Here is a 21,456-nt window from a genome sequence, read left to right on the forward strand (position 1 = left end):
TACGAAACATGCTCCTGCGTAACGGTCCCGGTCAAGCCTTGGCTCCCGCCTGGCGCGCGACTTCGCGCCAGCCGATGTCGCGGCGGTAGAAACCGGACGGGAAATCGATCGCGGCGACCGCCTTATAGGCCGCTTCCTGCGCATCGCGAATCGTGCCGCCGAGCGCCGTCACATTAAGTACGCGCCCGCCATTGGCGACGAGGCGGCCGTCCTCCAGCGCGGTTCCGGCATGAAACACTTTCGCGCCATGAACCCGCTCGATCCCGGATATGGCGCCGCCCTTGTCCGGCGTGCCGGGATAGCCGTTTGCCGCCATGACGACGGTCAGAGCCGTCCGGTCCGAGAAGGAGGGCGGCTCCGCGCCCGCCAATTCGCCCTTCGCCGTGGCGAGCATGAGCGCGAGGAGGTCGCTTTCCAGACGCATCATCAGCACCTGGCATTCGGGATCGCCGAACCGCGCATTATATTCGATGAGCTTCGGTCCCTCCGCCGTCAGCATCAGCCCGGCGTAGAGGACGCCGGAAAAGGGCGTGCCCTCCGCGGCGAGCGCATCGACCGTCGGCTGCACGATCTCGCCCAGCACCCGCCGCTCCAGTTCCGGCGTCAGCACGCGGGCGGGGCTGTAGGCGCCCATGCCGCCGGTGTTCGGTCCCGTGTCGCCGTCGCCGACACGCTTGTGATCCTGCGCCGATCCGAACGGCACCACGGTCTTCCCGTCCGTGATCGCGAAGAAACTCGCTTCCTCGCCGGTCAAGAATTCCTCGATCACCACCGACGCGCCCGCCGCGCCGAACGTGCCGTCGAACATGGTCGCGACCGCCGCGCGGGCCTCGTCCGCCGTCTCGGCGATGATCACGCCCTTGCCCGCGGCGAGGCCGTCCGCCTTGATCACAACCGGCAGGCCGAAATCCTGGAGCGCCGCTTCCGCTTCTTTCTGGCTTCCCGCCCGAACGAAGCGCGCGGTCGGAATGCCGCGGCGCGCGCACAGCTCCTTGGTGAAGCCCTTCGACCCTTCAAGCTGCGCCGGAACGCGATTGGGACCGAAAACAAGGATGTCTTGCGCGCGCAAAGCATCGCCAAGGCCCTCCACAAGCGGTGCTTCCGGCCCGATCACGACCAGATCGATGCTCTTGTCACGGCAAAATGCGGCGATTTCCCCATGATCTGCGGCATTCAGCGCGACGACCCCCGCCTCCTGCGCTATTCCCGGATTGCCGGGTGAGGCATAGAGCTGACCGAGCAGCGGCGATTGCGCGAGCTTCCACGCCAGGGCATGCTCACGGCCGCCGGAGCCAAGCAACAGGACGTTCATGACCGATTTTCCTTCCGATGACCCCGGGCTGTTAGCAACCGATACGCCCGGCGACAACGCACCGGCGATGACGGTGTCGGAACTGTCCGGCGCACTGAAGCGGACGGTTGAGGACCGCTTTGGCCACGTCCGGGTCCGCGGCGAGATTTCGGGGTGGAAAAAGGCGGCGTCGGGCCACTGCTATCTGTGCCTCAAGGATGAAAATGCCGTGCTGGACGGCGTCATCTGGAAGGCGGTGGCGGGCGCGCTGCGTTTCCGGCCCGAAGACGGCGTGGAGGTGATCGCGACCGGCCGCCTTACCACCTATCCCGGCCGTTCCCGCTACCAGATCGTTATCGACCGGCTGGAACTCGCCGGGCAAGGCGCGTTGATGGCGCTGCTCGACAAGCGGCGCCAGGCTTTGGCGGCGGAAGGGCTGTTCGATGCGGCGCGGAAAAAACCGCTGCCTTTCCTGCCGAAGGTGATCGGCGTCGTCACCTCGCCCACCGGCGCTGTCATCCGCGACATTCTTCACCGGCTTGAGGATCGTTGCCCGACCCATGTCGTCGTCTGGCCGGTCGCCGTGCAGGGCGAAGGCGCGGCGGAGCAGGTCGCCGCCGCCCTGCGCGGTTTCGACGCCGCGAGCTCTAGCGGTCCGGCGCCGCGCCCCGACCTCGTCATCGTCGCGCGCGGCGGCGGATCGATCGAAGATTTGTGGGCCTTTAACGAGGAAGCGGTGGTCCGTGCCGTGGCCGATTGCACCATTCCCGTCATATCGGCGGTGGGCCATGAAACCGATACGACGCTCTGCGACTTTGCCGCCGACATGCGCGCGCCGACGCCCACCGCCGCCGCCGAACTGGCCGTGCCGGTGCGCAGCGAGCTTGCCGCCTTCGTCGGCGATCTCGCCGCGCGCGCCGAGCGTTGCGCCAGCCGGGCCCGGGAGCGGGCGGCGGAACAGCTTGCGGCTTGCCTCCGCCATTTCCCGGCGAGGGAGGATCTTCTCGCCCCACAGCAGCAGCGGCTCGACGATCTCGCCGAACGGCTTCCCCGCGCCCTGTCGGCGCGGCTCAGCCATGCCCGCGCCGATCTTGGCGGGGCGGCGGGCGCGCTGCGCCCTTCGCTCCTGCAAGCTGCCGTGCGCCGGTCGCAGGATCGTCTCGCAGGCCTTCGCCTCGATGCCGGACATATTCGCCGCCGGATCGACGAAGGCGATCGAACGCTGAAGGGGCTCTGGCGGGTGGCGGAACTCGCTCATCCCAATCGGCCGCTCGAAAAGGGCTATGTCCGTGTCGAGGATCGCGGCGGCCACGTCCTCACCCGCGCCGAACAAGCGAGGGCGGCGGGCGCGCTCAGCCTCGTCTTCGCCGACGGCCGGGTAGATGCGGTCGCGAACGGCGCCCAACCCCTTGAGCGCCCGCGCAAACCTGCCTATCCGAAGAACAGGCCGGAGCAGCCGAAGCTCTTTTGAGGCCAGGCTTTTCTGAGGCCAAACTTTTCTGAGGTGCAAAGACAGATGCTGATGTCCCCCACCGGCCGCGCGGCCAAGGTCCACTATCTCGACGGCACCTTCCGCCTGCTCTCGGCCGGCGACCATGTCCTTTGCGCCGTCACCAGCGCCAAAATCCCCTTGGACGCCCTCCGTTATTGGAACGTGGCGCGGCAAGAAGCTTACGTATCTGCCGAAACATCCTGCCGAGCCAATTGCGACACTAGTATCCAGAGCGATCATTCGCTGTGATATATTTACAACATTCCGAAACGGAATGATTGATAAATTAGCCATCACTTTACAATCACGTAAATTCACGCGCACTTTCGCCCTGCGGCCGTCTGCGTGTCGGCATCGCTTAATCGGGCTCATAGGCAAGCTCGTATCAATAATACAAAGGGGGTCCATGTGACTTACAAACCTAAATTAGATCGTAGCCTTCTTCGCGGTAGTGCGGCGTTGGCTGCGCTTGTTGTGCTTGGCGCGGGAGCTGCGATGCCGGCTTATGCGCAAGACACTGCTCCAGCTCAGCAAGAAGACGTTGCTCCGGTGCCGGATCAGACGGGTCCAACCGAAGAGGGTGAAGCCATTGTCGTCACCGGTTCCATTTTGCGGAATGCGGATGAAGGTCCGTCTCCAGTAACAACCGTGACTGCTGAAGCCCTTGACCAGCGCGGTGTCAGCACCATCCAAGAAGGCTTGCAGCAGCTTGTCTCCAACAATGGCCCTGCGATCACCAACTCCTTCACCGCAAATGGTGCGTTTGCCGCTGGCGCCTCTGCGGTCTCGCTTCGGGGTCTTACAACCAATTCTACGCTTGTGCTTTTTGACGGTCTTCGAGCGGCTTATTATCCGCTTGCCGACGACGGCACTCGCAACTTCGTAGATTTGAATACCATTCCAGATGACATCGTCGAGCGGGTTGAAGTGTTGCGTGACGGCGCATCTTCAAGCTACGGCGCAGATGCCATTGCGGGTGTGGTGAACATCATTACCAGGCGCGAATTTGAAGGGGTTTTGGCGCGCGCTCAAGCCGGTATTTCTTCCCGTGGCGATGCTGCGGAGTATCGTTTGTCATTGACCACTGGTGTCGGTGATCTCGATACGAACGGTATGAATGGCTATATCAGCGGTTTCTATTATCGCAGCGAAAGCCTGGCCAACAATCAGCGTCCTTATCCGTATAATACCGATGATGAACGCGGTATCTGCTTCGAAGACGTTTGCGGCCCGAATAACGTGGTCAATGGTCTTAACGGAGATGGTGAGTTCGACAGCGGCGTTTTGACGGTTACGCCAGCCATTGTTCGGCCAGTGGATCCAGTCACCGGTGCTCCGACCGGGGCGCGTTACCAGCAGCTTCAAGCAAATTGCGGTAACCTTCCCAGCTATACTTTGACTGCAGCTGAGCGCGCGGCTAATCCTTCCACTCCGACAACAGTCTGCCAAGAAGACTTCACCAGTCTTTACGGTAACATTCAGCCGGAAATAGAGCGCTTCGGCGGTTCGGCGCGTTTCACTGCAGCTATTGGTGAAACCAGCGAAGCCTATGCTCAGGTTAACTTCCTGCAGACCACTTCCAGCTACTTTGGGGCCACGGGCGTCGTTCGCGGCAATGCTCCGGCGGCCGTCCGTCCCCGTTTCAGTACGTCGACTGCAGGTCAGCCGTTCGCGCCTGGTTCTGGTCCGTTAAGGCTTCCGGTATACGTGTGCCCGGAACGGGTGAATTGCGCGACATCGCCGAACCGTACCCTGAACCCGAACAACCCGTTCGCAGCGGCAGGCCAGGCAGCTGAGCTGCGCGCGCGCTTCCCGGTTCGTCAATTCGACGAAACCGTGAATCGTGCCTATCGTGCCGCAATCGGTGTTCGCGGAGACATCAGCGACAATTTCAGCTATAATGTCGACGCGACTGCCATGCACACCGATCTTCGGCGTACTTTCGAAGGCTATGTCTACATTCAGCATCTGTTGGATGTAATCGCTGACGGCACTTACAATTGGCGCGATCCGTCCGCCAATAGTCAGGATGTCATCGATTATGTCATCCCGACCAATATTCAGAATTCAACATCCGATCTGTATCAGGTCCAAGGGGTGGTGAGCGGTACGGTGGCCCAGCTCCCCGGTGGCCCGCTTCAGCTGGGTGTCGGTGCTTCTATTCGCTATGAAGGCTTGGACAATCCCAGCGCTAACCCGGATGATAACGGGCCGACCCAGCGTTACTTTGAGATTAATTCCTTTGGCGCTGTCGGCAACCGCACTGTGCGTTCAGTCTTTGCGGAATTGAATGCGCCAATCATCGATAGCTTGGATATCAATCTGTCCGGTCGTTACGATAGCTATTCAAGCGGACAGGACGCTTTCTCTCCGAAAATTGGTGCCCGCTTCGAACCTTTTTCTTGGGTTGCATTGCGTGGCACCTATTCGCAGGGTTTCCGCATCCCAAGCTTCGGGGAAGCCAATTCTTTTCCGACAACCGGTTTCGTCAATGCGAGTTCCGGCATTTATACGGATAGCTATTTGGCCCCTTATGGCTGCTCTCGAGCCACATTCTCGACTTGCCCAAGCTATATTCGCGGGTCTTATGGTTTAACTTCATTGGCGACGCCGGACTTGAAACCTGAAAAGTCTCGGAGTTTCACGCTTGGTCTTGTGGTTGAGCCTATCAGAAACGTTACGCTGACCGTCGACTATTATAATATTAGAAAGACCGACGCGATCGTTTCCGCGGATACATCTGAAGCCATCGCCGCTTATTATGCGGGCCAGCCCATTCCGGCAGGCTTCAATGTAATTGCGGATGCTCCAGATCCGAACAACCCAACCCTTAGGCCGCGCATTGCGTTTGTGGAATCGGGCTACATCAATGCGGCCCGCATCGATTCCGAGGGTCTTGACTTGGGCGTTACGACCACATTCGATATCACCGATAATATTCGTTGGACGAGTGCGGCCCAAGCTACCTACATCATAAATCTGAGCCAGACTCAAAATGATCAGACGCTAAGCTTTGAAGGCACATTAGGTAACTATAACTTAACCGCCGGTTCTGGCACGCCTGAATGGCGCGGTAGCTGGCAGAACACCTTCGACTTTGGCGACTTTGCTTTGACTGGGACTGCCAATTATTTCGACGGATATAATCTTTCGGCCGAAGATCAATTTGGTCCTGGTACGTCGGGTCAGTGCGGTTTCGATCCTGGCTTTGTTCCCTGTGATGTAGATTCCTACATCACCTTTGACTTGGTCGGAAACTGGCGCATCAACGACAATTACGATCTTTATCTCACGATGTTGAACGTACTTGATGAAATGCCGCCGGTTGATCCCGTGACTTATGGCGCTGCGCGTTATAACCCGGTTCAGGGAGGTCTGGGAATCTTAGGCCGTTATTTCAAAGTTGGCGTAAAAGCCAATTTCTAACCTAAGCCTACTTTATTAACACTATGAGGGGCAGTTTTCTTAAACTGCCCCTCTTTTTATAAGCTCAATCATTAAATCTTTTTCACCTTCTCTTACCTTGAGAAAGGCATTTTCTGGAATCTCGCCCCTCAAAATCATCTCAGCCAGCGGATCCTGCAGATATTTCTGCACCGCGCGCTTCAATGGACGGGCGCCGTAGACCGGGTCATACCCTACCCGTCCCAGCCACGCCCTTGCTTCATCCGTCAGTTCCAGTTTGATCTTGCGGTCCGCCAGCAGTTTCTGAACCCGCGCCACCTGGATATCGACGATCGGGCCCATATGCTCTTGGGCGAGGCGGTGGAACAGGATGATTTCATCGAGACGATTCAGGAATTCGGGGCGGAAATGGGCGCGCACGATGTCCATCACTTGCGGCTCCACGCTCTCGACATCCTGGCCGTCCTCCAAATTCGCCAGATATTGGCTGCCGAGGTTTGAGGTCAGGATGATGAGCGTATTCGCGAAATCCACCACGCGGCCCTGGCCGTCGGTCAGGCGGCCGTCATCCAGCACCTGAAGCAGGATGTTGAAAACGTCGGCGTGCGCCTTTTCGACTTCGTCGAACAGGATGACCTGATAGGGCCGGCGGCGGATGGCCTCTGTCAGGACGCCGCCTTCTTCATAGCCGACATAGCCCGGGGGCGCGCCGATCAGGCGCGCGACGGCATGCTTTTCCATATATTCGGACATGTCGATGCGGACCATCGCGGCGGGATCGTCGAACAGGAACTCTGCGAGCGCCTTGGTGAGCTCGGTCTTGCCGACGCCGGTGGGCCCAAGAAACAGGAAGGAGCCCAGGGGCCGGTGCGGATCCTGCAACCCCGCGCGTGAGCGGCGCACGGCGCGGCTAACGGCGTCGACCGCGTCCTTTTGACCGATGACGCGCTTGCCCAGCCATTCTTCCATGTGGAGCAGCTTCTCGCGCTCCCCCTCCAGCATCCTGTCGACGGGGATGCCGGTCCAGCGCGAAACGACGGCGGCGATGTCCTCCCCCGTCACTTCCTCGCGCAGCATGGCGCTCTGGCTGGCGGATTGCGCCTCGTGCAGTTGCCTCTCGAGCTGCGGAATGGTGCCGTAACTGAGTTCGCCCGCGCGGGCGAGATCGCCGGCTCGCTGCGCCTGTTCAAGCTCCAGGCGGGCGGCATCGAGCTGCTCCTTGAGCTTCGCCTCGGCCTGGATCTTCTCCTTTTCCGCCTGCCAGCGGGCGGTCAGCTCCGCCGATTGCTGTTCGAGATTGGCCAGTTCCTCTTCCAGCGCAGCGAGGCGATCGCGCGACGCCTTGTCGGTTTCCTTTTTCAGCGCCTCGCGCTCGATCTTCAGCTGAATGATGCGGCGGTCGAGATTTTCAATCTCCTCCGGCTTCGATTCCACCTCCATGCGCAGGCGGGAGGCCGCCTCGTCCATGAGGTCGATCGCCTTGTCGGGCAGGAAGCGGTCGGCGATGTAGCGATTGGAAAGCGTCGCCGCCGACACGATGGCGCCGTCGGTGATCCGCACGCCATGGTGAAGCTCATATTTTTCCTTGAGGCCGCGCAGGATCGAAATGGTGTCCTCGACCGTCGGCTCGCCAACGAAGACCGGTTGGAAGCGGCGCTGCAGGGCCGGATCCTTTTCGACATATTTCTGATATTCGTCGAGCGTGGTGGCGCCGATGCAGTGGAGCTCGCCGCGCGCGAGGGCAGGCTTCAAAAGGTTGCCCGCATCCATGGCCCCCTCGCTTTTTCCGGCGCCGATCAGGGTGTGCATTTCGTCGATGAACAGGATGATATCCCCCTCGGCCTGGCGCACCTCGTCGAGCACGCCTTTCAAGCGTTCTTCGAATTCGCCGCGATATTTGGCGCCCGCGATCAGCGCGCCCATATCGAGGGCAAGGAGGCGGCGATCCTTCAAGCTGTCCGGGACGTCGCCATTGGCGATGCGGAGCGCGAGCCCCTCGGCGATCGCCGTCTTGCCGACGCCGGGTTCGCCGATCAAAGCCGGATTGTTTTTGGTGCGGCGGGCGAGGATTTGCGTCGTGCGGCGAATTTCCTCGTCGCGGCCGATAACCGGATCGAGCTTGCCCGCGCGGGCGGCTTCGGTGAGGTCGCGGGCGAATTTTTTGAGGGCGTCATAGCGGTCCTCGGCCGACGCGGTGTCGGCGGAGCGGCCGCCGCGCAATGCGTTGATTGCGGCGTTCAGTGCCTCAGCCTTCAGCCCCGCATCGGCGAGCGCCTTGCCCGCGGCCGTGGACGTTGCGAGGGCGAGGGCGATGAGGAGCCGCTCCACGGTGACATAGCTGTCGCCCGCCTGTTGCGCGATCTGCTCGGCCTGGTCGAGCAGGCGAAGGCTCTCGCCGTCCAGGCCGGGCGGATTGCTCGCGCCGCTGCCCGACACGGCGGGAATGCGGGATAGTGCCTCGTCCACCTTGCGCGCGGCCGTCTGCGCGCTGCCCCCGGCGCGATCAATAAGGCCGGAAACCATGCCCTGATCGTCCTCCAGCAACGCCTTCAGGATATGTTCCGGCGCGATCCGCTGGTGGTTCAGGCGCACCGCGACGGTCTGCGCGGCTTGAAGGAAGCCCTTGGTGCGATCGGTAAATTTTTCGAGGTTCATGTTCGCCCCTATTCTGCCTGTCAGGCCTGATGTGGTGTTGCACCGAAGCAACACAAGGGGGTGCTGTCCAGATGCGGCACAGGCTCGTGATAAACGGTTGCGCGTCAACAGATTGCGGCTAATGTCCCGGCCCGCAGATATCGTAAAAAGGACGCCATTCATGCGCAGGACTATCGCCGCCTTGACCATGGCCGCAGCGTTGATGACCGGCGGATGTGCCACCGCGCCCGCCGCCGATGCTCCGGCTCTTGCATCCGCCCCGGCCGCGCAGCCGCCCGCCGATGCGGGACTCAACCGGCTCGTCCAGGCGGTGAATATTCCCTATGAGGAATTCACGCTCGACAACGGGCTTCGCGTCGTCGTGCACGAGGACCGGAAGGCGCCGGTCGTGGCAGTTTCGGTCTGGTACAATGTCGGCTCCAAGGACGAGCCCAAGGGCAAGACCGGCTTCGCCCACCTGTTCGAACATCTGATGTTCAATGGCTCGGAAAACGCGCCCGGCGATTATTTCGAGCCGCTGCGCGAGATTGGCGCGACCGATTTCAACGGCACCACCTGGTTCGACCGCACCAATTATTTCCAGACGGTGCCGACCCCGGCGCTGGAACGCGCCCTCTTCCTCGAAAGCGACCGCATGGGGCATTTGCTCGGCGCGGTGACTCAGGAAAAGCTCACCAACCAGATCGGCGTCGTGCAGAATGAAAAGAGGCAGGGCGACAACCAGCCGTTCGGCCTCGTCGAATATGCGCAGCTCGAGGCGCTGATGCCGGAAGGGCATCCCTATCATCACTCTACCATCGGCTCGATGGCCGATCTCGATTCGGCGAGCCTTGAGGACGTGAAACAATGGTTCCGCGACAAATACGGCCCCAACAACGCCGTTCTGGTTCTCGCGGGCGATGTGTCGGCGTCTGAGGCGCGTCCGCTCGTCCAGAAATATTTCGGCGACATACCGCGCGGGCCGGTCAACACGCCTGCCGCCGCGCCGGTGCCGACGCTTGCGGCGCCCAAGGCCGAGACGATGAAGGACCGCGTGGCCTTCACCCGCCTCTATCGCAACTGGACGGTGCCGGGCATGACCGATCCTGAATATGTGCCGCTCGACGTCGGCGCGGCGGTGCTTGGCGGCCTTGCCAGCTCGCGGCTCGACAATGAGCTGGTCCGCAAGGACCAGACCGCCGTGCGGGTATCGGCATCGGTCCAGCCGTTTCAGCGCCTCAGCCTGTTCGAAGTGCAGGCGGACGTGAAGCCGGGCGTCGATCCGAACGTGGTTGCCCAGCGCGTCGACGCGATCATCGCCGATCTCGTTGCCAACGGCCCGACGCAGGACGAAGTGCGTCGCGTTGTGATGCGCGATCTTTCGAGCCGCATTCAGGGCCTGGAACAGGTCGGCGGCTTCGGCGGCAAGGCGACCGCGCTTGCCGAAGGCGAACTCTATGCCGACGATGCCGGCTTCTACAAGAAGCAGCTCGCCGCTTATGCCACGGTGACGCCGGACAGCGTGAAGGCGGCGTTGCAGAAATGGCTGAACCGTCCGGTCTATGCTCTCACCGTCGTCCCGGGCGAGCGCGACGCTTATGAGGAAGCAGCGGCATCGAAGGGTGCCGCCAGCCAGCGTCCGCGTTATTATCGCGAGCCACAGCCAGGCGAGCAGCCGATGGCGCCGCTTCCGTTCGTGGAAGGCCGCCCGTTGCCGCAGGTCGGCAGCATCCCGAACCTCGACTTCCCGGACGTGCAGCGCGCCACTTTGTCGAACGGCGTCAAGGTAACTTATGCGCAACGGACCAGCGTTCCGGTGACGCGCGTCGCCCTCGAGTTCGACGCCGGCATCGCCGCCGATCCGGCTGCCAAGCTCGGCACGCAGAGCCTGATGCTGAACCTGCTCGAGGAAGGCACGACCAGCCGCAACTCGATCCAGATCGCGGAAGAGCAGGAGCGTCTGGGCGCTTCGATCAATCCCGGCGCGTCGCTCGATCGCACCGGCGTCACGCTGACCGCGCTGAGCGCCAACCTGGCTCCGTCGCTCGCGTTGATGGGCGACATCGTCAAGAACCCCGCCTTCGATCCCGCCGAGGTGGAGCGCATTCGCGCCCAGCAACTCGCCGGGATCGCGGCGGAAATGACGCAGCCGCAGGGCCTTGCTCTCCGTGCGCTGCCGCCCCTCCTCTATGGCGCGGCGCATCCTTATGGAAAGCCATTCACCGGCACCGGCGATCCGGCGGCGGTGAAGGCCGTGACCCGCGACGAGCTTTTCGCCTTTCACCGGGCTTGGATCCGGCCGGACAATGCGGAAATCTTCGCGGTCAGCGACCTGCCGCTCGCAACCCTGCTGCCGCTGCTCGAAGGGCAGTTCGGCAATTGGGCGCCCGCGCCAGCGGTCAAGGGCGTCAAGAATTTCGCCGCCGTCCCGCCCGCGCCAAAGCAGCGCATCGTGCTGATCGACCGGCCGCAATCGCCGCAGTCGCTAATCCTCGCGGGCGAGGTTCTTCCATTGAAAGGCACGGATGACATTCTCGTTCTGGATTCCGCGAACGAGATATTGGGCGGCAACTTCCTGTCGCGCATTAACATGGACCTGCGCGAAACGAAGGGCTGGTCCTATGGCGCGTGGAGCCTGATCCAGATGATCGAAAACCGGATGCCCTTCATCGTCCAGGCGCCGGTGCAGGCGGACAAGACCGGTCCGGCCGTCGCCGCGATCATCGATCATGTGAAGAATTTCACCGGATCGAAGGGCGTCACCCCGGCCGAACTCCAGCGGGTGGTGAACGGCAATACGCGTGAACTGGCGGGCAATTTCGAAACCTCTGCCGCCGTCCTTTCGGCCTTGCGCTCCAATGCCCTGTTCAACCGGCCCGACGATTATTACGAAACCCTGGCCAGCCGGTATCAGGGCATGACCCAGCAGGCGCTCGACGATGCGGCGCGCAAGGTCATCGATCCGTCGAAGCTCGTCTGGGTGATCGTCGGCGACGCCGCGAAGGTGCGCCCACAGCTCACCTCGCTCGGCATCCCCGTGGAGGTGGTTCCCGCGCAGCCGCGGCAATAACACGATCAATGTCACTCCGGCGACAGCCGGAGTGACGGGCATGAATTAGGCTCCGGCGAAGGCCGAAGCCCAGCGGCGCGGGTTCCTGAGCCTGTTCCCCGGCTTCCCCCGGGGAACAGTAAGCGCTATCAGCGGAAGAGCCGGGTGACGTGGCCCATCTTGCGGCCGGCGCGGCCTTCGCCTTTGCCATAAAGATGAAGATGCGCGGCAGGATCGGACAGGATGTCCGGCCATGTGTCGGCGTCGGCGCCGATCAAATTGGTCATTTCGACCTTTGGCGCGGTGAGTGTTGTGGCGCCAAGCGGCAGGCCGCAAATCGCCCTGATGTGATTTTCGAATTGCGACGTTGCCGCCCCCTCGATCGTCCAATGGCCGCTATTGTGGACGCGCGGCGCCATTTCGTTGAACACCGGGCCATCGGCGGACGCGAAGAATTCCAGCGTCAGCACGCCGACATAATCGAGCGCGTCGGCGACCTTGATCGCGAGGTCCGCGGCTTCCGCGATGGCCGGGGCAAGGTCGATGCCCGCCGGAGCTTCCGACCGGTCGAGGATGCCGCCGATATGCGTGTTGCGCGGCGCATCCCACAAGATCGTCTCACCGGAAGCGGCGCGGCAGAGCAGGATCGAAAATTCCGCATGAAAGGCGACAAACCGCTCCAGCACGGCGGGCGCGCCGCCGAGCGCTTCGATGGCGTCCTCGGCATCGGCCGGCGTGCGCAAGCGTGCCTGACCCTTGCCGTCATAGCCCATGCGCCGTGTCTTAAGGACGGCCGGAGTACCGATGCGATCGAGCGCGGCCTTCAGATCCTCCAGGCTGTCCACCGCCGCGAACGGAGCGGGCCGCCCGCCGAGCGAGACGGCGAATTCCTTTTCGGCAAGCCGGTCCTGGGCGATCTCCAACGCCCGGGGCGAAGGGTGAAGCCGCGCTCTCGCGGCAAGGGCGGCGAGCGGGGCCACAGGAATATTCTCGAATTCATACGTCACGACATCGACGCTGGCGGCGAAGCGGGCGAGCGCCGCCTCATCCTCATAAGCCCCTCGCGTGAAGAAAGCCGACACTTCGGCGGCCGGAGAATCAGCCTCGGGCGCGTAGATATGAACCTTATAGCCCAGCTGCGCCGCCGCCATTGCCAGCATCCGGCCGAGCTGGCCGCCGCCGATGATGCCGATGATGGAGCCGGGCGGGACGATCACTGCGGTCGTTCGGCCACTTTGTCGGTCTGTTCACGCCGCCAGGCGTCGAGCCGGCCGGCCAGCGCCGCGTCCGTGCCCGCGAGGATCGCGGCGGCGAGGAGGGCGGCGTTGACCGCCCCCGCCTTGCCGATGGCGAGCGTCCCGACCGGAATGCCGGCGGGCATCTGGACGATGGAAAGTAGGCTGTCCATGCCGGACAAAGCCTTGGATTCCACGGGCACGCCGAGTACCGGCACGCGCGTCATCGCCGCGGCCATGCCGGGCAGGTGCGCCGCCCCGCCCGCGCCCGCGATGATCGCGCGCAGGCCGCGCTCCGCCGCGCTCTTGGCATAATCGTAGAGCCGGTCCGGCGTGCGGTGGGCGGAGACGATGCGGGTCTCGTGCGGCACCTCGAGCGTGTCCAGCGTCTCGGCGGCATGGCGCATCGTATCCCAATCGGACTGGCTGCCCATGATGATGCCGATAAGCGGCGCTTCCTCTGCCATTCCCCGTCTTCCCTTGTCCGGCGAAGCGGCACGTCTAGCGGGGGAGAGGGGCGGGTGCAATTACTAAGCCCTCCCCTTCGATGGGGAGGGGTTGGGGTGGGGTGATGCTTCCGGAAAGATCGCGATCTACGTCGTAGATCACCCCCACCCAGCCTCCCCCATCAAGGGAGGGGTGTTGGGGGCTTATCTATCCTTCAGATAATAGCGATCGGTGGCGTTTAGCCCCTCGTCCAGCTCATAGACGATCGGCTGACCCGTCGGGATTTCGAGGCCGGTAATCTCAGCATCGGAAATGCCGGAGAGATGCTTCACCAGCGCGCGGAGCGAATTGCCGTGGGCGGAGATGAGGACGCGATTTCCGGCCTTCAGCGCCGGGGCGATCCGCTCTTCCCAATAAGGCAGAACGCGGGCGATGGTGTCTTTCAAGCTCTCCGTTTTCGGAATGGCGATGCCCTTGTAACGCCGGTCGTTGGTGAGATCGAAGCCGCCGCCCGTCTCCATCGCCGGCGGCGGAATGTCGAAGGAGCGGCGCCAGATATGCACCTGTTCGTCGCCATGCTTGGCCGCCGTCTCGGCTTTGTCGAGGCCGGTGAGTCCGCCATAATGGCGCTCGTTCAACCGCCAATGCTTTTCGACCGGCAGCCAGAGGCGGCCCATATGTTCGAGCGCCAGGTGCAGCGTTTTGATCGCCCGGGTTTGAAGACTGGTGAAGCAGAGATCGAAATCGAGCCCCTTGGCGGCCATCAATTCGCCTGCGGCCCGGGCCTCGGCAGCTCCCTGTTCGGTCAGGTCCACGTCCCACCAGCCGGTGAAGCGGTTTTCCAGGTTCCAGGCGGACTGGCCGTGGCGGATGAGAACGAGCGTCGGCATTATTTCTTCCGCGCTTCCAGATCGGGCAGAATGGCGTGGAGGGCATCGAGACAGCTCTTCGCCAGCGCACGGCTCCTGCCAGTAGACCAACCGTAATCCGGGTCGGGCAGGTCGCCATTGTCCTTGAACGGCATTTCCAGCGTCATCGATACCGCACCGTAGCGTTCGGCGAGCTGGGCGGTGGACATGGACAGGTTCGCCTTGCCGGGCGCCGCGATCTCATAGCCCTTTTCGGTCTGGAAATCGGGAGACAGAACGACCAGCTTCTCGGCGAACCGATCAAACAGCGCCTGCTGATCCTTCTTCCAGGACGGAATGCCTTCGAACCCGGCGAGAAAGTTGGCGGCGATGGCTTCGTCGCCATGGACGTCCATCGCGAAATCGACGCCGGTCTTGTCCATCTCCTCCCGGACATAGAGCACTTCCGGGCTGCGCTCGGCGCTCGGGTCGTGCCATTCGCGGTTCAAATTGACGCCCGCCGCATTGGTGCGCAGATGTCCGCGCCGCGACCCGTCCGGATTCATGTTCGGCACGATATGGAAGGTCGCTTTTTCGCGCAGCCGCCGCGTCACCGGATCGGAATCGTCGAGCAGCTTTTCGAGCGCGCCTTCCATCCACCATTCCGCCATCGTCTCGCCGGGATGCTGGCGCGCATAGAGCCACACCTGCAGCGGGCCTCCGGCGAGCTTCAGATAATCGAGCTCCTGCCCATCCAGCGTCTGGCCGAGCGAGCGATGCGCGATATCGGGATGCTCGGCGGCCTCGGCGATCAGATCGTGGTGCCGCTCCATCGTATAGGGCGCGAAATAGGCGACCCACAGGCTGTTCGCGTCCGGCGTCACGCTTATGGTGAGGACGCCGTCCGCATAGCTCGTGTCGGCCAGCGCCCATTCCTCGCGATCATAGGAAATGCGCGCCTGATAGCCGTCCCACCCGTTGGGGTAGGCCGATCCTCCGCAATTCAGGATGCGCAATTCCACATCCTGCCCTTCCGCATTGGAGACGCGGAAATAGAACCATTGGTAGAAATCGGACTGGTGATCCTTGACGATCTCCAGGTCCGCGCTCGTGCCGTCGATCCCGACGACGCGGATGTTGCCGCCGTCGAAGGCGCTCGAAATGGATAGGGTCATGGCACGCTGATAGTGCGACCCGACTCTCCGGGGAAGTCCCGAAACAGCGCATCGGCGAGCTTTTCGACCGCGACGGTGCGCTGGGCGAGCGGCGCGTCCGCGCGCGCCTCCGTCGATGCGCGGCCTTCCCAGAATACCTCGCCATTCGACCGCCGCTTGATGCGGACCTCGAGCTCGGTGCCAACGATCTCGCGCGACCGGCTGCGGCCGACCGGCACGTCGACGCCGACACCCACGCCGACGCCGCTGCGGTAACCGCCCGTCGATCCGCCGATGCCGATGCTGATCGGCGAGCGGCGGGCGAGCGCCTCGCGGCTGCCCTGCTCGACGTCGATCATCGCGACCTGTTCCGACTGGCCGTTCGGCACCACCGTCCAGCCGAGCCGTGTGAGCTGCCGGGCGACCGCGTCGGCATAAGCGCGGAATTCGAGCCCGTTCTGATCGGCCGGATCGAACGCCTCGACCGCGATTTGCCCGCGCGCGATGGGCTGGCCCAGGTGGAAGCGCGCCACCTGGGACGGCGCCTCGCGCTCGGTGGTGGCGCAAGCGGTGAGGGCGAGGGCGGAGGCGGCAACCGCCAAGCGCAGGAAAACAGCTTTCATGCCGGGAACTCTCCATTATGTGCGGTCGTATTGACGCTGAAACGAACCCGGTGCCTTTTCGCTGCATCGGATACGATCATCAAGGGAGAGAAGAATGACGACGCCGAAGATTCCGGTGCTGGTGACGGGCGGCGCGGGCTATATCGGAAGCCATGCGGTGCTGGCCCTGCTCGACGCCGGTTGGCCGGTGGCGGTGATCGACAATCTGACGACCGGCTTCCGCTGGGCCATTCCGGAAGGCGTCGCTTTCTACCAGGGCGACATTGCGGACCAGGAGTTGGTGGCGCGGATCATCCAAGAGCAAGGCATCAAGGCGATCATGCATTTCGCCGGATCGGTCGTCGTTCCGGAATCGGTCGAAAACCCGCTCAAATATTACGAGAACAATACGGTGAAGAGCCGCGCCCTGATCGAGAGCGCGGTGAAGGGCGGCGTGCCGCACATCATCTTCTCCTCGACCGCCGCGACCTACGGTACGCCCGAGCAGGTGCCGGTCACTGAGGACATGCGCACCCAGCCGATCAACCCTTATGGCTGGTCGAAGCTGATGACCGAACGCATGCTGGCCGATGTCGCCTTCGCGCATCCGATCAACTATTGCGCGCTCCGCTATTTCAACGTCGCCGGTGCCGACCCAGAGGGGCGCTCGGGCCAATCGACGGCGGGCGCCACGCACCTCATCAAGGTGGCGGTGGAAGCGGCGACGGGCAAGCGCGGCCATGTCTCGGTCTTCGGCACCGATTACGACACGCCGGACGGCACCGGCATCCGCGACTATATCCATGTCAGCGACCTCGCCGCCGCCCATGTCCACGCCCTCGAGAAGCTGATCGAGGAGCCGGAAAAGAGCCACATCATGAATTGCGGCTACAGCCGTGGCTTCTCCGTGCTTGAAGTGCTCGATGCGGTCGACCGCGTCACCAACATGACGATCGCGCGGCGGATGGAGCCGCGCCGCGCGGGTGATCCGGGCGAGCTCGTCTCCGATAATCGAACGATCCTCGCGACTCTTCCTTGGCGGCCCCAGCGCGACCAACTGGACGTCATCGTGCAGGATGCCCTCGCCTGGGAGCGCAAGCTCGCCGAGCGGCAGGGCGCTTGACTTGGAAGGCGCCTCTCCGTAGGGGAGCGCCTTCAATTTTCCAGTAATTCAGAATCGAAAGACAGGCTTAAGGCCATGAAGATCCGCAATTCCTTGAAGTCCCTGAAGTCGCGCCATCGTGACTGCCGCGTGATCCGCCGCCGGGGCCGCACCTACGTCATCAACAAGACGAATCGCCGCTTCAAGGCGCGCCAGGGTTAACTCCCTAATGGCGGTTAAGGCCGTCGTCTTCGACGTCGGCAACGTCCTCTACGGTTGGGATCCGGAAAGCTTCCTCGTCCGCCAGATCGCGGACGATGAGGCGCGCCTGCGCTTCATCGAGGATATTGATCTCTGGTCCTGGCACGATTCGCTGGACGGCGGCCGCGGCTTTCACGAGGCCGCCGCCGAACTCACCGAAAAATTCCCGGCTTATGCCGACCACATCGCCGCTTGGGGCGACCGCTTCGGCGAGACGATCCAGGATCCGGTGCCGGGCGTCCACGAGATCGTCGAGGCCCTGGACGGCAAAGGCATCCCGCTCTTCGCCATCACCAATTTTTCCGCCGACTTCTGGGCGCCGTTCCGCAAACGGGAGGAAGCCTTCTTCCGCCGCTTCAAGGACGTCGTCGTGTCCGGCGAGGAAAAGCTGATGAAGCCCGATCCGGCCATCTACTTCCGCGCCCTCGACCGCTTCGGCCTGAAGCCGGACGACGCTCTCTTCATCGACGACCGCATCATCAATGTCGAAGGCGCTAAGGCCGTCGGCATGAAGGCGCACCTCTTCACGGACGCCGCCGACCTCCGCGCCTGGCTGGAGGCCGAAGAGCTGCTCTGAACCTTTCTTGCCCTTCGCGCTTTCATTGCGCATGCGGCAAAGATGGCCTGAAAAATTGTGGATCGTCCGGCACGGGCAGAGCGCGGGCAACGTCGCGCGCGATGCCGCGCATGCGGCGGGCCTCGCCTCCATCGACATCGACATGCGCGATGTCGATGTGCCGCTAAGCGCGCTCGGGCAGCAGCAGGCCGACGCGCTCGGCCATTGGTTCGCCGCGCTCCCCGAGGAAGAACGGCCGGAGATCGTCCTCGCTTCGCCCTATATCCGCGCCCGACAGACGGCCGAATCCATATGCCGTCTCGGCGGCATGGCGGGCGAGAAGACGGCGCCCGTCATCGACGAGCGCCTGCGCGAGCGCGAGTTCGGCATCTTCGATCAGCTCACCACTATGGGCATTCGCCAGAAATATCCGGAGCTCGCGCAGCACCGCATGCTGCTCGGCAAATTCTATCACCGCCCGCCCGGCGGTGAGAGCTGGGCCGACGTGATCCTGCGCCTGCGTAGCGCCATGGACACGATCAGCCTCCATTATGCCGACCGCCGCGTGCTGGTCGTCTGCCATCAGGTCGTGGTGCTGTGCCTGCGCTACATTCTCGAGGAGATGGACGAGGCGCGGATCCTCAGCATCGACAAGGAAGGCGATGTGCTGAACTGCGGCATCTGCGAATATGATTTCCTGCCCGACGACGCGAAGATGTGCGTGCCCAAGCTCGTCCGCTATAATTTCGCGGCGCCCCTGATCGAGGAGCGGGCGCCGATCACCGCCGCGCCCGACGCGATGGTGGCAACGCGATGAGCGAGCCCCAGACGCTCGACATCGACATCCTCCGCGCCCGTCCGCTTCCCCATCATCCCGAAGACGGCGACAAGGAAGAGCGCGGGCGATCCCTCTTCATCGCGGGGAGCCGCGAGGTGGCGGGTGCCGCCTTGCTCGCCGGAACGGCAGCGCTGCGGGCGGGCGCGGGCAAATTGCAGATCGCGACCGCACGCAGCATTGCCACCGGCCTGTCCCTTGCCATGCCGGAAGCGCGGGTCATTGCCTTCGAGGAAGACGAAGCGGGCTGCCTTGCCGCTGCTTCGGTCGAGAGGCTCGTAGACCTATGCGGCCATGTCGACGCCCTCGTCATCGGTCCGGGCATGGAGACTGGCGATGCGCTCGCCGCTTTGTTGGAGGCGGTGCTGGACAGCGGCGCGTCTTATCCCCTGATCCTCGACGCCGGGGCGTTGCACGTCCTGCCGCCGCTCGCCGCGAAGCTGCGGGCGCGCAAGGGCGGGACGGTGCTGCTGCCCCATAATGGGGAGATGGCGGCATTGCTCGAATGCGATTCGAACGATGTGGCCGCCGATCCGTTGGCCGCCGCCCGTCGGGCCGCCGGGCATTATGGCGCGGTGACGGTCGTGAAGGGGCAATGGAGCCATGTCGTGGCGCCGGATGGCGAAGCTTTTCGCTATCTCGGCGGTGGCGTGGGCCTTGCCACGTCCGGATCGGGCGACGTGCTTGCGGGCATCGCTGGCGGCGTCGCGGCGCGGGGCGCCGATGCGCTCACCGCTGCCTTGTGGAGCGTCTATCTCCACGGCGAGGCGGGACGCATCTTGACCCGCGACGTGGGCCGGGTCGGCTTCCTCGCGCGTGAGCTGCCGGATTTGATCCCGAAATTGATGGAATAAGCGTGTTCCTGCGAAAGCAGGAACCCAGTCCTTCCCCCCCGTGCCGCTGGGCTCCTGCCTTCGCAGGAGCACGATAGGGCTAGGCCGACGCCTTCGCCCGATGCCGCTCCAGCTCATCCCCGACGAGCCGCACGACGTGCAGGATATTCGTCGATCCCGGCGTTCCGAACGGCACGCCCGCCATCAGGATGATGCGCTCGCCGCCCTTGGCGAGGCTGTGGCGGAGCGCCATGCGCTTCGACTTGCCGACCATCTCCTCGAAGCTCGCCACATCCTTGGTATGCACCGCATGCGCCCCCCACAGCAAGCCGGAGCGGCGTGCGGTCTTGAGCGACGGGGTCAGCACCAGGATCGGCACCGCCGGGCGCTCGCGCGCCACGCGGCGGGCGGTGGAGCCGGAGGAAGTGAAACAGACGATTCCGGCAGCGCTCACCGTCTCGATCATATTGCGCGCCGCGCCCGCAATGGCGTCGGCGGTGGTGGGATCGGGCAGGGTCTCGGTGAAGTGAACCCGCGCGGCATAGCCGGGATCGGATTCGACGCTCGTCGCGATGCTGTTCATCATCGCCACTGCCTCGACCGGCCATTGGCCGCTTGCGCTTTCCGCCGACAGCATGATCGCGTCCGCGCCGTCATAGACCGCCGTCGCCACGTCCGACACTTCGGCCCGCGTCGGTGAGGGCGAGGTGATCATCGATTCCAGCATCTGCGTCGCGACCACCACCGGGCGGCCGAGGCGGCGGGCGCTCTCGACGATCCGTTTCTGGAGCGGCGGCACCTCATGCGGCGGCATTTCGACGCCGAGGTCGCCGCGCGCGACCATCACCGCGTCGGCGAGCTCCAATATGCCGTCCAGACGCTCGATGGCCGCGGGCTTCTCGATTTTGGCGAGCAGGGCGGCGCGGTCGCCGATCAGGCGCTTGGCCTCCGCCACATCCTCCGGCCGCTGCACGAAGCTGAGCGCGATCCAGTCGACATGATGGTCGAGCGCGAAATGGAGATCCTTGCGGTCCTTGTCGGTCAGCGCGGCGAGCGGCAGCACCACGTCGGGAACGTTGAGGCCCTTGTTGTTCGAAATCGTGCCGGGCACCTCGACCATGGTTTCGATCCGCTCGGGATGGACGGAGGTGACGCGGAAGACGAGCTTGCCGTCGTCGACCAGCAGGCGCGTGCCCGGCTCTAGCGCCTCGAAAATCTCGCGATGGGGCAGGGTGACGCGGCTTGCATCGCCCGGCGTTTCGTCCCGGTCGAAGACGAAGGTCTGGCCCTTGGTCAGCTCCTCCTTGCCTCTCCCGAACTTGCCGACGCGCAGCTTCGGGCCTTGGAGATCGGCAAGGATCGTGGTCGGGCGGCCCAGCTCCTTCTCCAGCGCGCGGATGATCTGGATGCGTTGCGCATGGTCCTCATGCGTGCCATGGCTCATGTTGAGGCGGAAGGCGTCGGCGCCCGCTTCGGCCAGCTCCTTGATCCGGTCGTGCGTGTCGCTCGACGGGCCGAGGGTGGCGAGGATGCGGACCTTGCGGCTGCGCGGCACGAACTGGCTCAGCATGGATTCTCCGTTGGGCTTCGAAAGTGCGGAATAGCCACTCTGGCCTTCAGTTCAACCCGCATGTGCGAATGACCGGCTTGAGCAGGCCTTCCCAAGATTCTAGAGCCTGCCCGTCAAATCCTTAAGAATCGGGGCATCTGAA

The 21,456-nt window shown here is 63.5% G+C and carries 17 protein-coding genes; 9 read left to right on the top strand and 8 right to left on the bottom strand.

The window, feature by feature from the left end:
- Positions 1-31: 31 nt before the first annotated feature.
- On the bottom strand, positions 32-1,312 hold the full coding sequence (gene purD / locus IC614_RS10305) for a phosphoribosylamine--glycine ligase (RefSeq protein ID WP_200971323.1): 1,281 nt from the start codon (positions 1,310-1,312) through the stop codon (positions 32-34).
- Between purD and xseA the strand changes: the two genes are divergently transcribed.
- The 3 genes from xseA to IC614_RS10320 all read left to right on the top strand — a co-directional run bounded on the left by xseA (position 1,311) and on the right by IC614_RS10320 (position 6,209).
- Complete coding sequence (gene xseA, locus IC614_RS10310) at positions 1,311-2,762, top strand: exodeoxyribonuclease VII large subunit (RefSeq protein WP_200971324.1); 1,452 nt, start codon at positions 1,311-1,313, stop codon at positions 2,760-2,762. The two genes, purD and xseA, sit on opposite strands and share 2 nt — an antisense overlap.
- 45 nt (positions 2,763-2,807) lie before the next feature.
- Positions 2,808-3,032: a DUF2093 domain-containing protein gene (locus IC614_RS10315; RefSeq protein ID WP_200971325.1), complete on the top strand. Its 225-nt coding sequence runs from the start codon at positions 2,808-2,810 to the stop codon at positions 3,030-3,032.
- Between the two features lie 246 nt (positions 3,033-3,278).
- A complete protein-coding gene (locus IC614_RS10320) occupies positions 3,279-6,209 on the top strand; it encodes a TonB-dependent receptor domain-containing protein (RefSeq protein ID WP_200971327.1) in 2,931 nt (976 codons plus the stop codon).
- A 39-nt stretch (positions 6,210-6,248) separates the two neighbouring features.
- On the opposite strand, the gene clpB is transcribed toward IC614_RS10320, so the two are convergent.
- The gene (clpB, locus tag IC614_RS10325) at positions 6,249-8,843 is read right to left on the bottom strand and encodes an ATP-dependent chaperone ClpB (protein WP_200971328.1); all 2,595 of its coding nucleotides are present in this window, start codon (positions 8,841-8,843) and stop codon (positions 6,249-6,251) included.
- Between the two features lie 160 nt (positions 8,844-9,003).
- Here clpB and IC614_RS10330 point away from each other — a divergent pair, with 160 nt between their 5' ends.
- The gene (locus IC614_RS10330) at positions 9,004-11,892 is read left to right on the top strand and encodes a M16 family metallopeptidase (RefSeq protein WP_200971329.1); all 2,889 of its coding nucleotides are present in this window, start codon (positions 9,004-9,006) and stop codon (positions 11,890-11,892) included.
- A gap of 128 nt (positions 11,893-12,020) precedes the next feature.
- On the opposite strand, the gene IC614_RS10335 is transcribed toward IC614_RS10330, so the two are convergent.
- The 5 genes from IC614_RS10335 to IC614_RS10355 all read right to left on the bottom strand — a co-directional run bounded on the left by IC614_RS10335 (position 12,021) and on the right by IC614_RS10355 (position 16,178).
- Positions 12,021-13,088 (bottom strand): 5-(carboxyamino)imidazole ribonucleotide synthase, encoded by a 1,068-nt coding sequence (locus IC614_RS10335; RefSeq protein ID WP_200971330.1) that lies wholly within the window; start codon positions 13,086-13,088, stop codon positions 12,021-12,023.
- Positions 13,085-13,573, bottom strand: a complete 489-nt coding sequence (gene purE, locus IC614_RS10340) for a 5-(carboxyamino)imidazole ribonucleotide mutase (protein ID WP_200971331.1) — start codon at positions 13,571-13,573, stop codon at positions 13,085-13,087. Before purE ends, IC614_RS10335 begins: the two co-directional genes overlap by 4 nt.
- Before the next feature lie 183 nt (positions 13,574-13,756).
- Positions 13,757-14,443 (bottom strand): 2,3-diphosphoglycerate-dependent phosphoglycerate mutase, encoded by a 687-nt coding sequence (gene gpmA / locus IC614_RS10345; protein WP_200971332.1) that lies wholly within the window; start codon positions 14,441-14,443, stop codon positions 13,757-13,759.
- Entirely contained in the window at positions 14,443-15,576 is a 1,134-nt protein-coding gene (locus IC614_RS10350; RefSeq protein WP_200971333.1) for a M14 family metallopeptidase, read from the bottom strand. Before IC614_RS10350 ends, gpmA begins: the two co-directional genes overlap by 1 nt.
- The gene (locus tag IC614_RS10355) at positions 15,573-16,178 is read right to left on the bottom strand and encodes a DUF4136 domain-containing protein (RefSeq protein ID WP_200971334.1); all 606 of its coding nucleotides are present in this window, start codon (positions 16,176-16,178) and stop codon (positions 15,573-15,575) included. Before IC614_RS10355 ends, IC614_RS10350 begins: the two co-directional genes overlap by 4 nt.
- A 94-nt stretch (positions 16,179-16,272) precedes the next feature.
- Between IC614_RS10355 and galE the strand changes: the two genes are divergently transcribed.
- The 5 genes from galE (at position 16,273) to IC614_RS10380 (ending at position 19,765) form a co-directional block, all read left to right on the top strand.
- Positions 16,273-17,280 (top strand): UDP-glucose 4-epimerase GalE, encoded by a 1,008-nt coding sequence (gene galE / locus IC614_RS10360; protein ID WP_200971335.1) that lies wholly within the window; start codon positions 16,273-16,275, stop codon positions 17,278-17,280.
- 75 nt (positions 17,281-17,355) lie between these two features.
- Complete coding sequence (ykgO, locus tag IC614_RS10365; protein WP_006833921.1) at positions 17,356-17,481, top strand: type B 50S ribosomal protein L36; 126 nt, start codon at positions 17,356-17,358, stop codon at positions 17,479-17,481.
- 7 nt (positions 17,482-17,488) lie between these two features.
- Entirely contained in the window at positions 17,489-18,097 is a 609-nt protein-coding gene (locus IC614_RS10370; protein WP_200971337.1) for an HAD family hydrolase, read from the top strand.
- A 31-nt stretch (positions 18,098-18,128) separates the two neighbouring features.
- Entirely contained in the window at positions 18,129-18,893 is a 765-nt protein-coding gene (locus IC614_RS10375; RefSeq protein WP_200971339.1) for a histidine phosphatase family protein, read from the top strand.
- Positions 18,890-19,765: an NAD(P)H-hydrate dehydratase gene (locus IC614_RS10380; protein ID WP_200971341.1), complete on the top strand. Its 876-nt coding sequence runs from the start codon at positions 18,890-18,892 to the stop codon at positions 19,763-19,765. The genes IC614_RS10375 and IC614_RS10380 overlap by 4 nt, the downstream gene beginning before the upstream one ends.
- Before the next feature lie 79 nt (positions 19,766-19,844).
- Here IC614_RS10380 and pyk read toward each other — a convergent pair whose 3' ends face one another.
- Positions 19,845-21,314: a pyruvate kinase gene (gene pyk / locus IC614_RS10385; protein WP_200971343.1), complete on the bottom strand. Its 1,470-nt coding sequence runs from the start codon at positions 21,312-21,314 to the stop codon at positions 19,845-19,847.
- Positions 21,315-21,456 lie beyond the last annotated feature (142 nt).

The organism is Sphingosinicella flava, from assembly GCF_016025255.1.
GTDB lineage: Bacteria > Pseudomonadota > Alphaproteobacteria > Sphingomonadales > Sphingomonadaceae > Allosphingosinicella > Allosphingosinicella flava.

What these genes read in the sequence shown, in the direction of transcription:
- xseA (WP_200971324.1), top strand. Translation starts at nt 1,311, where the DNA reads ATGACCGATTTTCCTTCCGATGACCCCGGGCTGTTAGCAACCGATACG.
- purD (WP_200971323.1), bottom strand. Translation starts at nt 1,312, where the DNA reads ATGAACGTCCTGTTGCTTGGCTCCGGCGGCCGTGAGCATGCCCTGGCG.
- IC614_RS10315 (WP_200971325.1), top strand. Translation starts at nt 2,808, where the DNA reads ATGCTGATGTCCCCCACCGGCCGCGCGGCCAAGGTCCACTATCTCGAC.
- IC614_RS10320 (WP_200971327.1), top strand. Translation starts at nt 3,279, where the DNA reads ATGCCGGCTTATGCGCAAGACACTGCTCCAGCTCAGCAAGAAGACGTT.
- clpB (WP_200971328.1), bottom strand. Translation starts at nt 8,843, where the DNA reads ATGAACCTCGAAAAATTTACCGATCGCACCAAGGGCTTCCTTCAAGCC.
- IC614_RS10330 (WP_200971329.1), top strand. Translation starts at nt 9,004, where the DNA reads ATGCGCAGGACTATCGCCGCCTTGACCATGGCCGCAGCGTTGATGACC.
- purE (WP_200971331.1), bottom strand. Translation starts at nt 13,573, where the DNA reads ATGGCAGAGGAAGCGCCGCTTATCGGCATCATCATGGGCAGCCAGTCC.
- gpmA (WP_200971332.1), bottom strand. Translation starts at nt 14,443, where the DNA reads ATGCCGACGCTCGTTCTCATCCGCCACGGCCAGTCCGCCTGGAACCTG.
- IC614_RS10350 (WP_200971333.1), bottom strand. Translation starts at nt 15,576, where the DNA reads ATGACCCTATCCATTTCGAGCGCCTTCGACGGCGGCAACATCCGCGTC.
- IC614_RS10355 (WP_200971334.1), bottom strand. Translation starts at nt 16,178, where the DNA reads ATGAAAGCTGTTTTCCTGCGCTTGGCGGTTGCCGCCTCCGCCCTCGCC.
- galE (WP_200971335.1), top strand. Translation starts at nt 16,273, where the DNA reads ATGACGACGCCGAAGATTCCGGTGCTGGTGACGGGCGGCGCGGGCTAT.
- ykgO (WP_006833921.1), top strand. Translation starts at nt 17,356, where the DNA reads ATGAAGATCCGCAATTCCTTGAAGTCCCTGAAGTCGCGCCATCGTGAC.
- IC614_RS10370 (WP_200971337.1), top strand. Translation starts at nt 17,489, where the DNA reads ATGGCGGTTAAGGCCGTCGTCTTCGACGTCGGCAACGTCCTCTACGGT.
- IC614_RS10375 (WP_200971339.1), top strand. Translation starts at nt 18,129, where the DNA reads ATGCGGCAAAGATGGCCTGAAAAATTGTGGATCGTCCGGCACGGGCAG.
- IC614_RS10380 (WP_200971341.1), top strand. Translation starts at nt 18,890, where the DNA reads ATGAGCGAGCCCCAGACGCTCGACATCGACATCCTCCGCGCCCGTCCG.
- pyk (WP_200971343.1), bottom strand. Translation starts at nt 21,314, where the DNA reads ATGCTGAGCCAGTTCGTGCCGCGCAGCCGCAAGGTCCGCATCCTCGCC.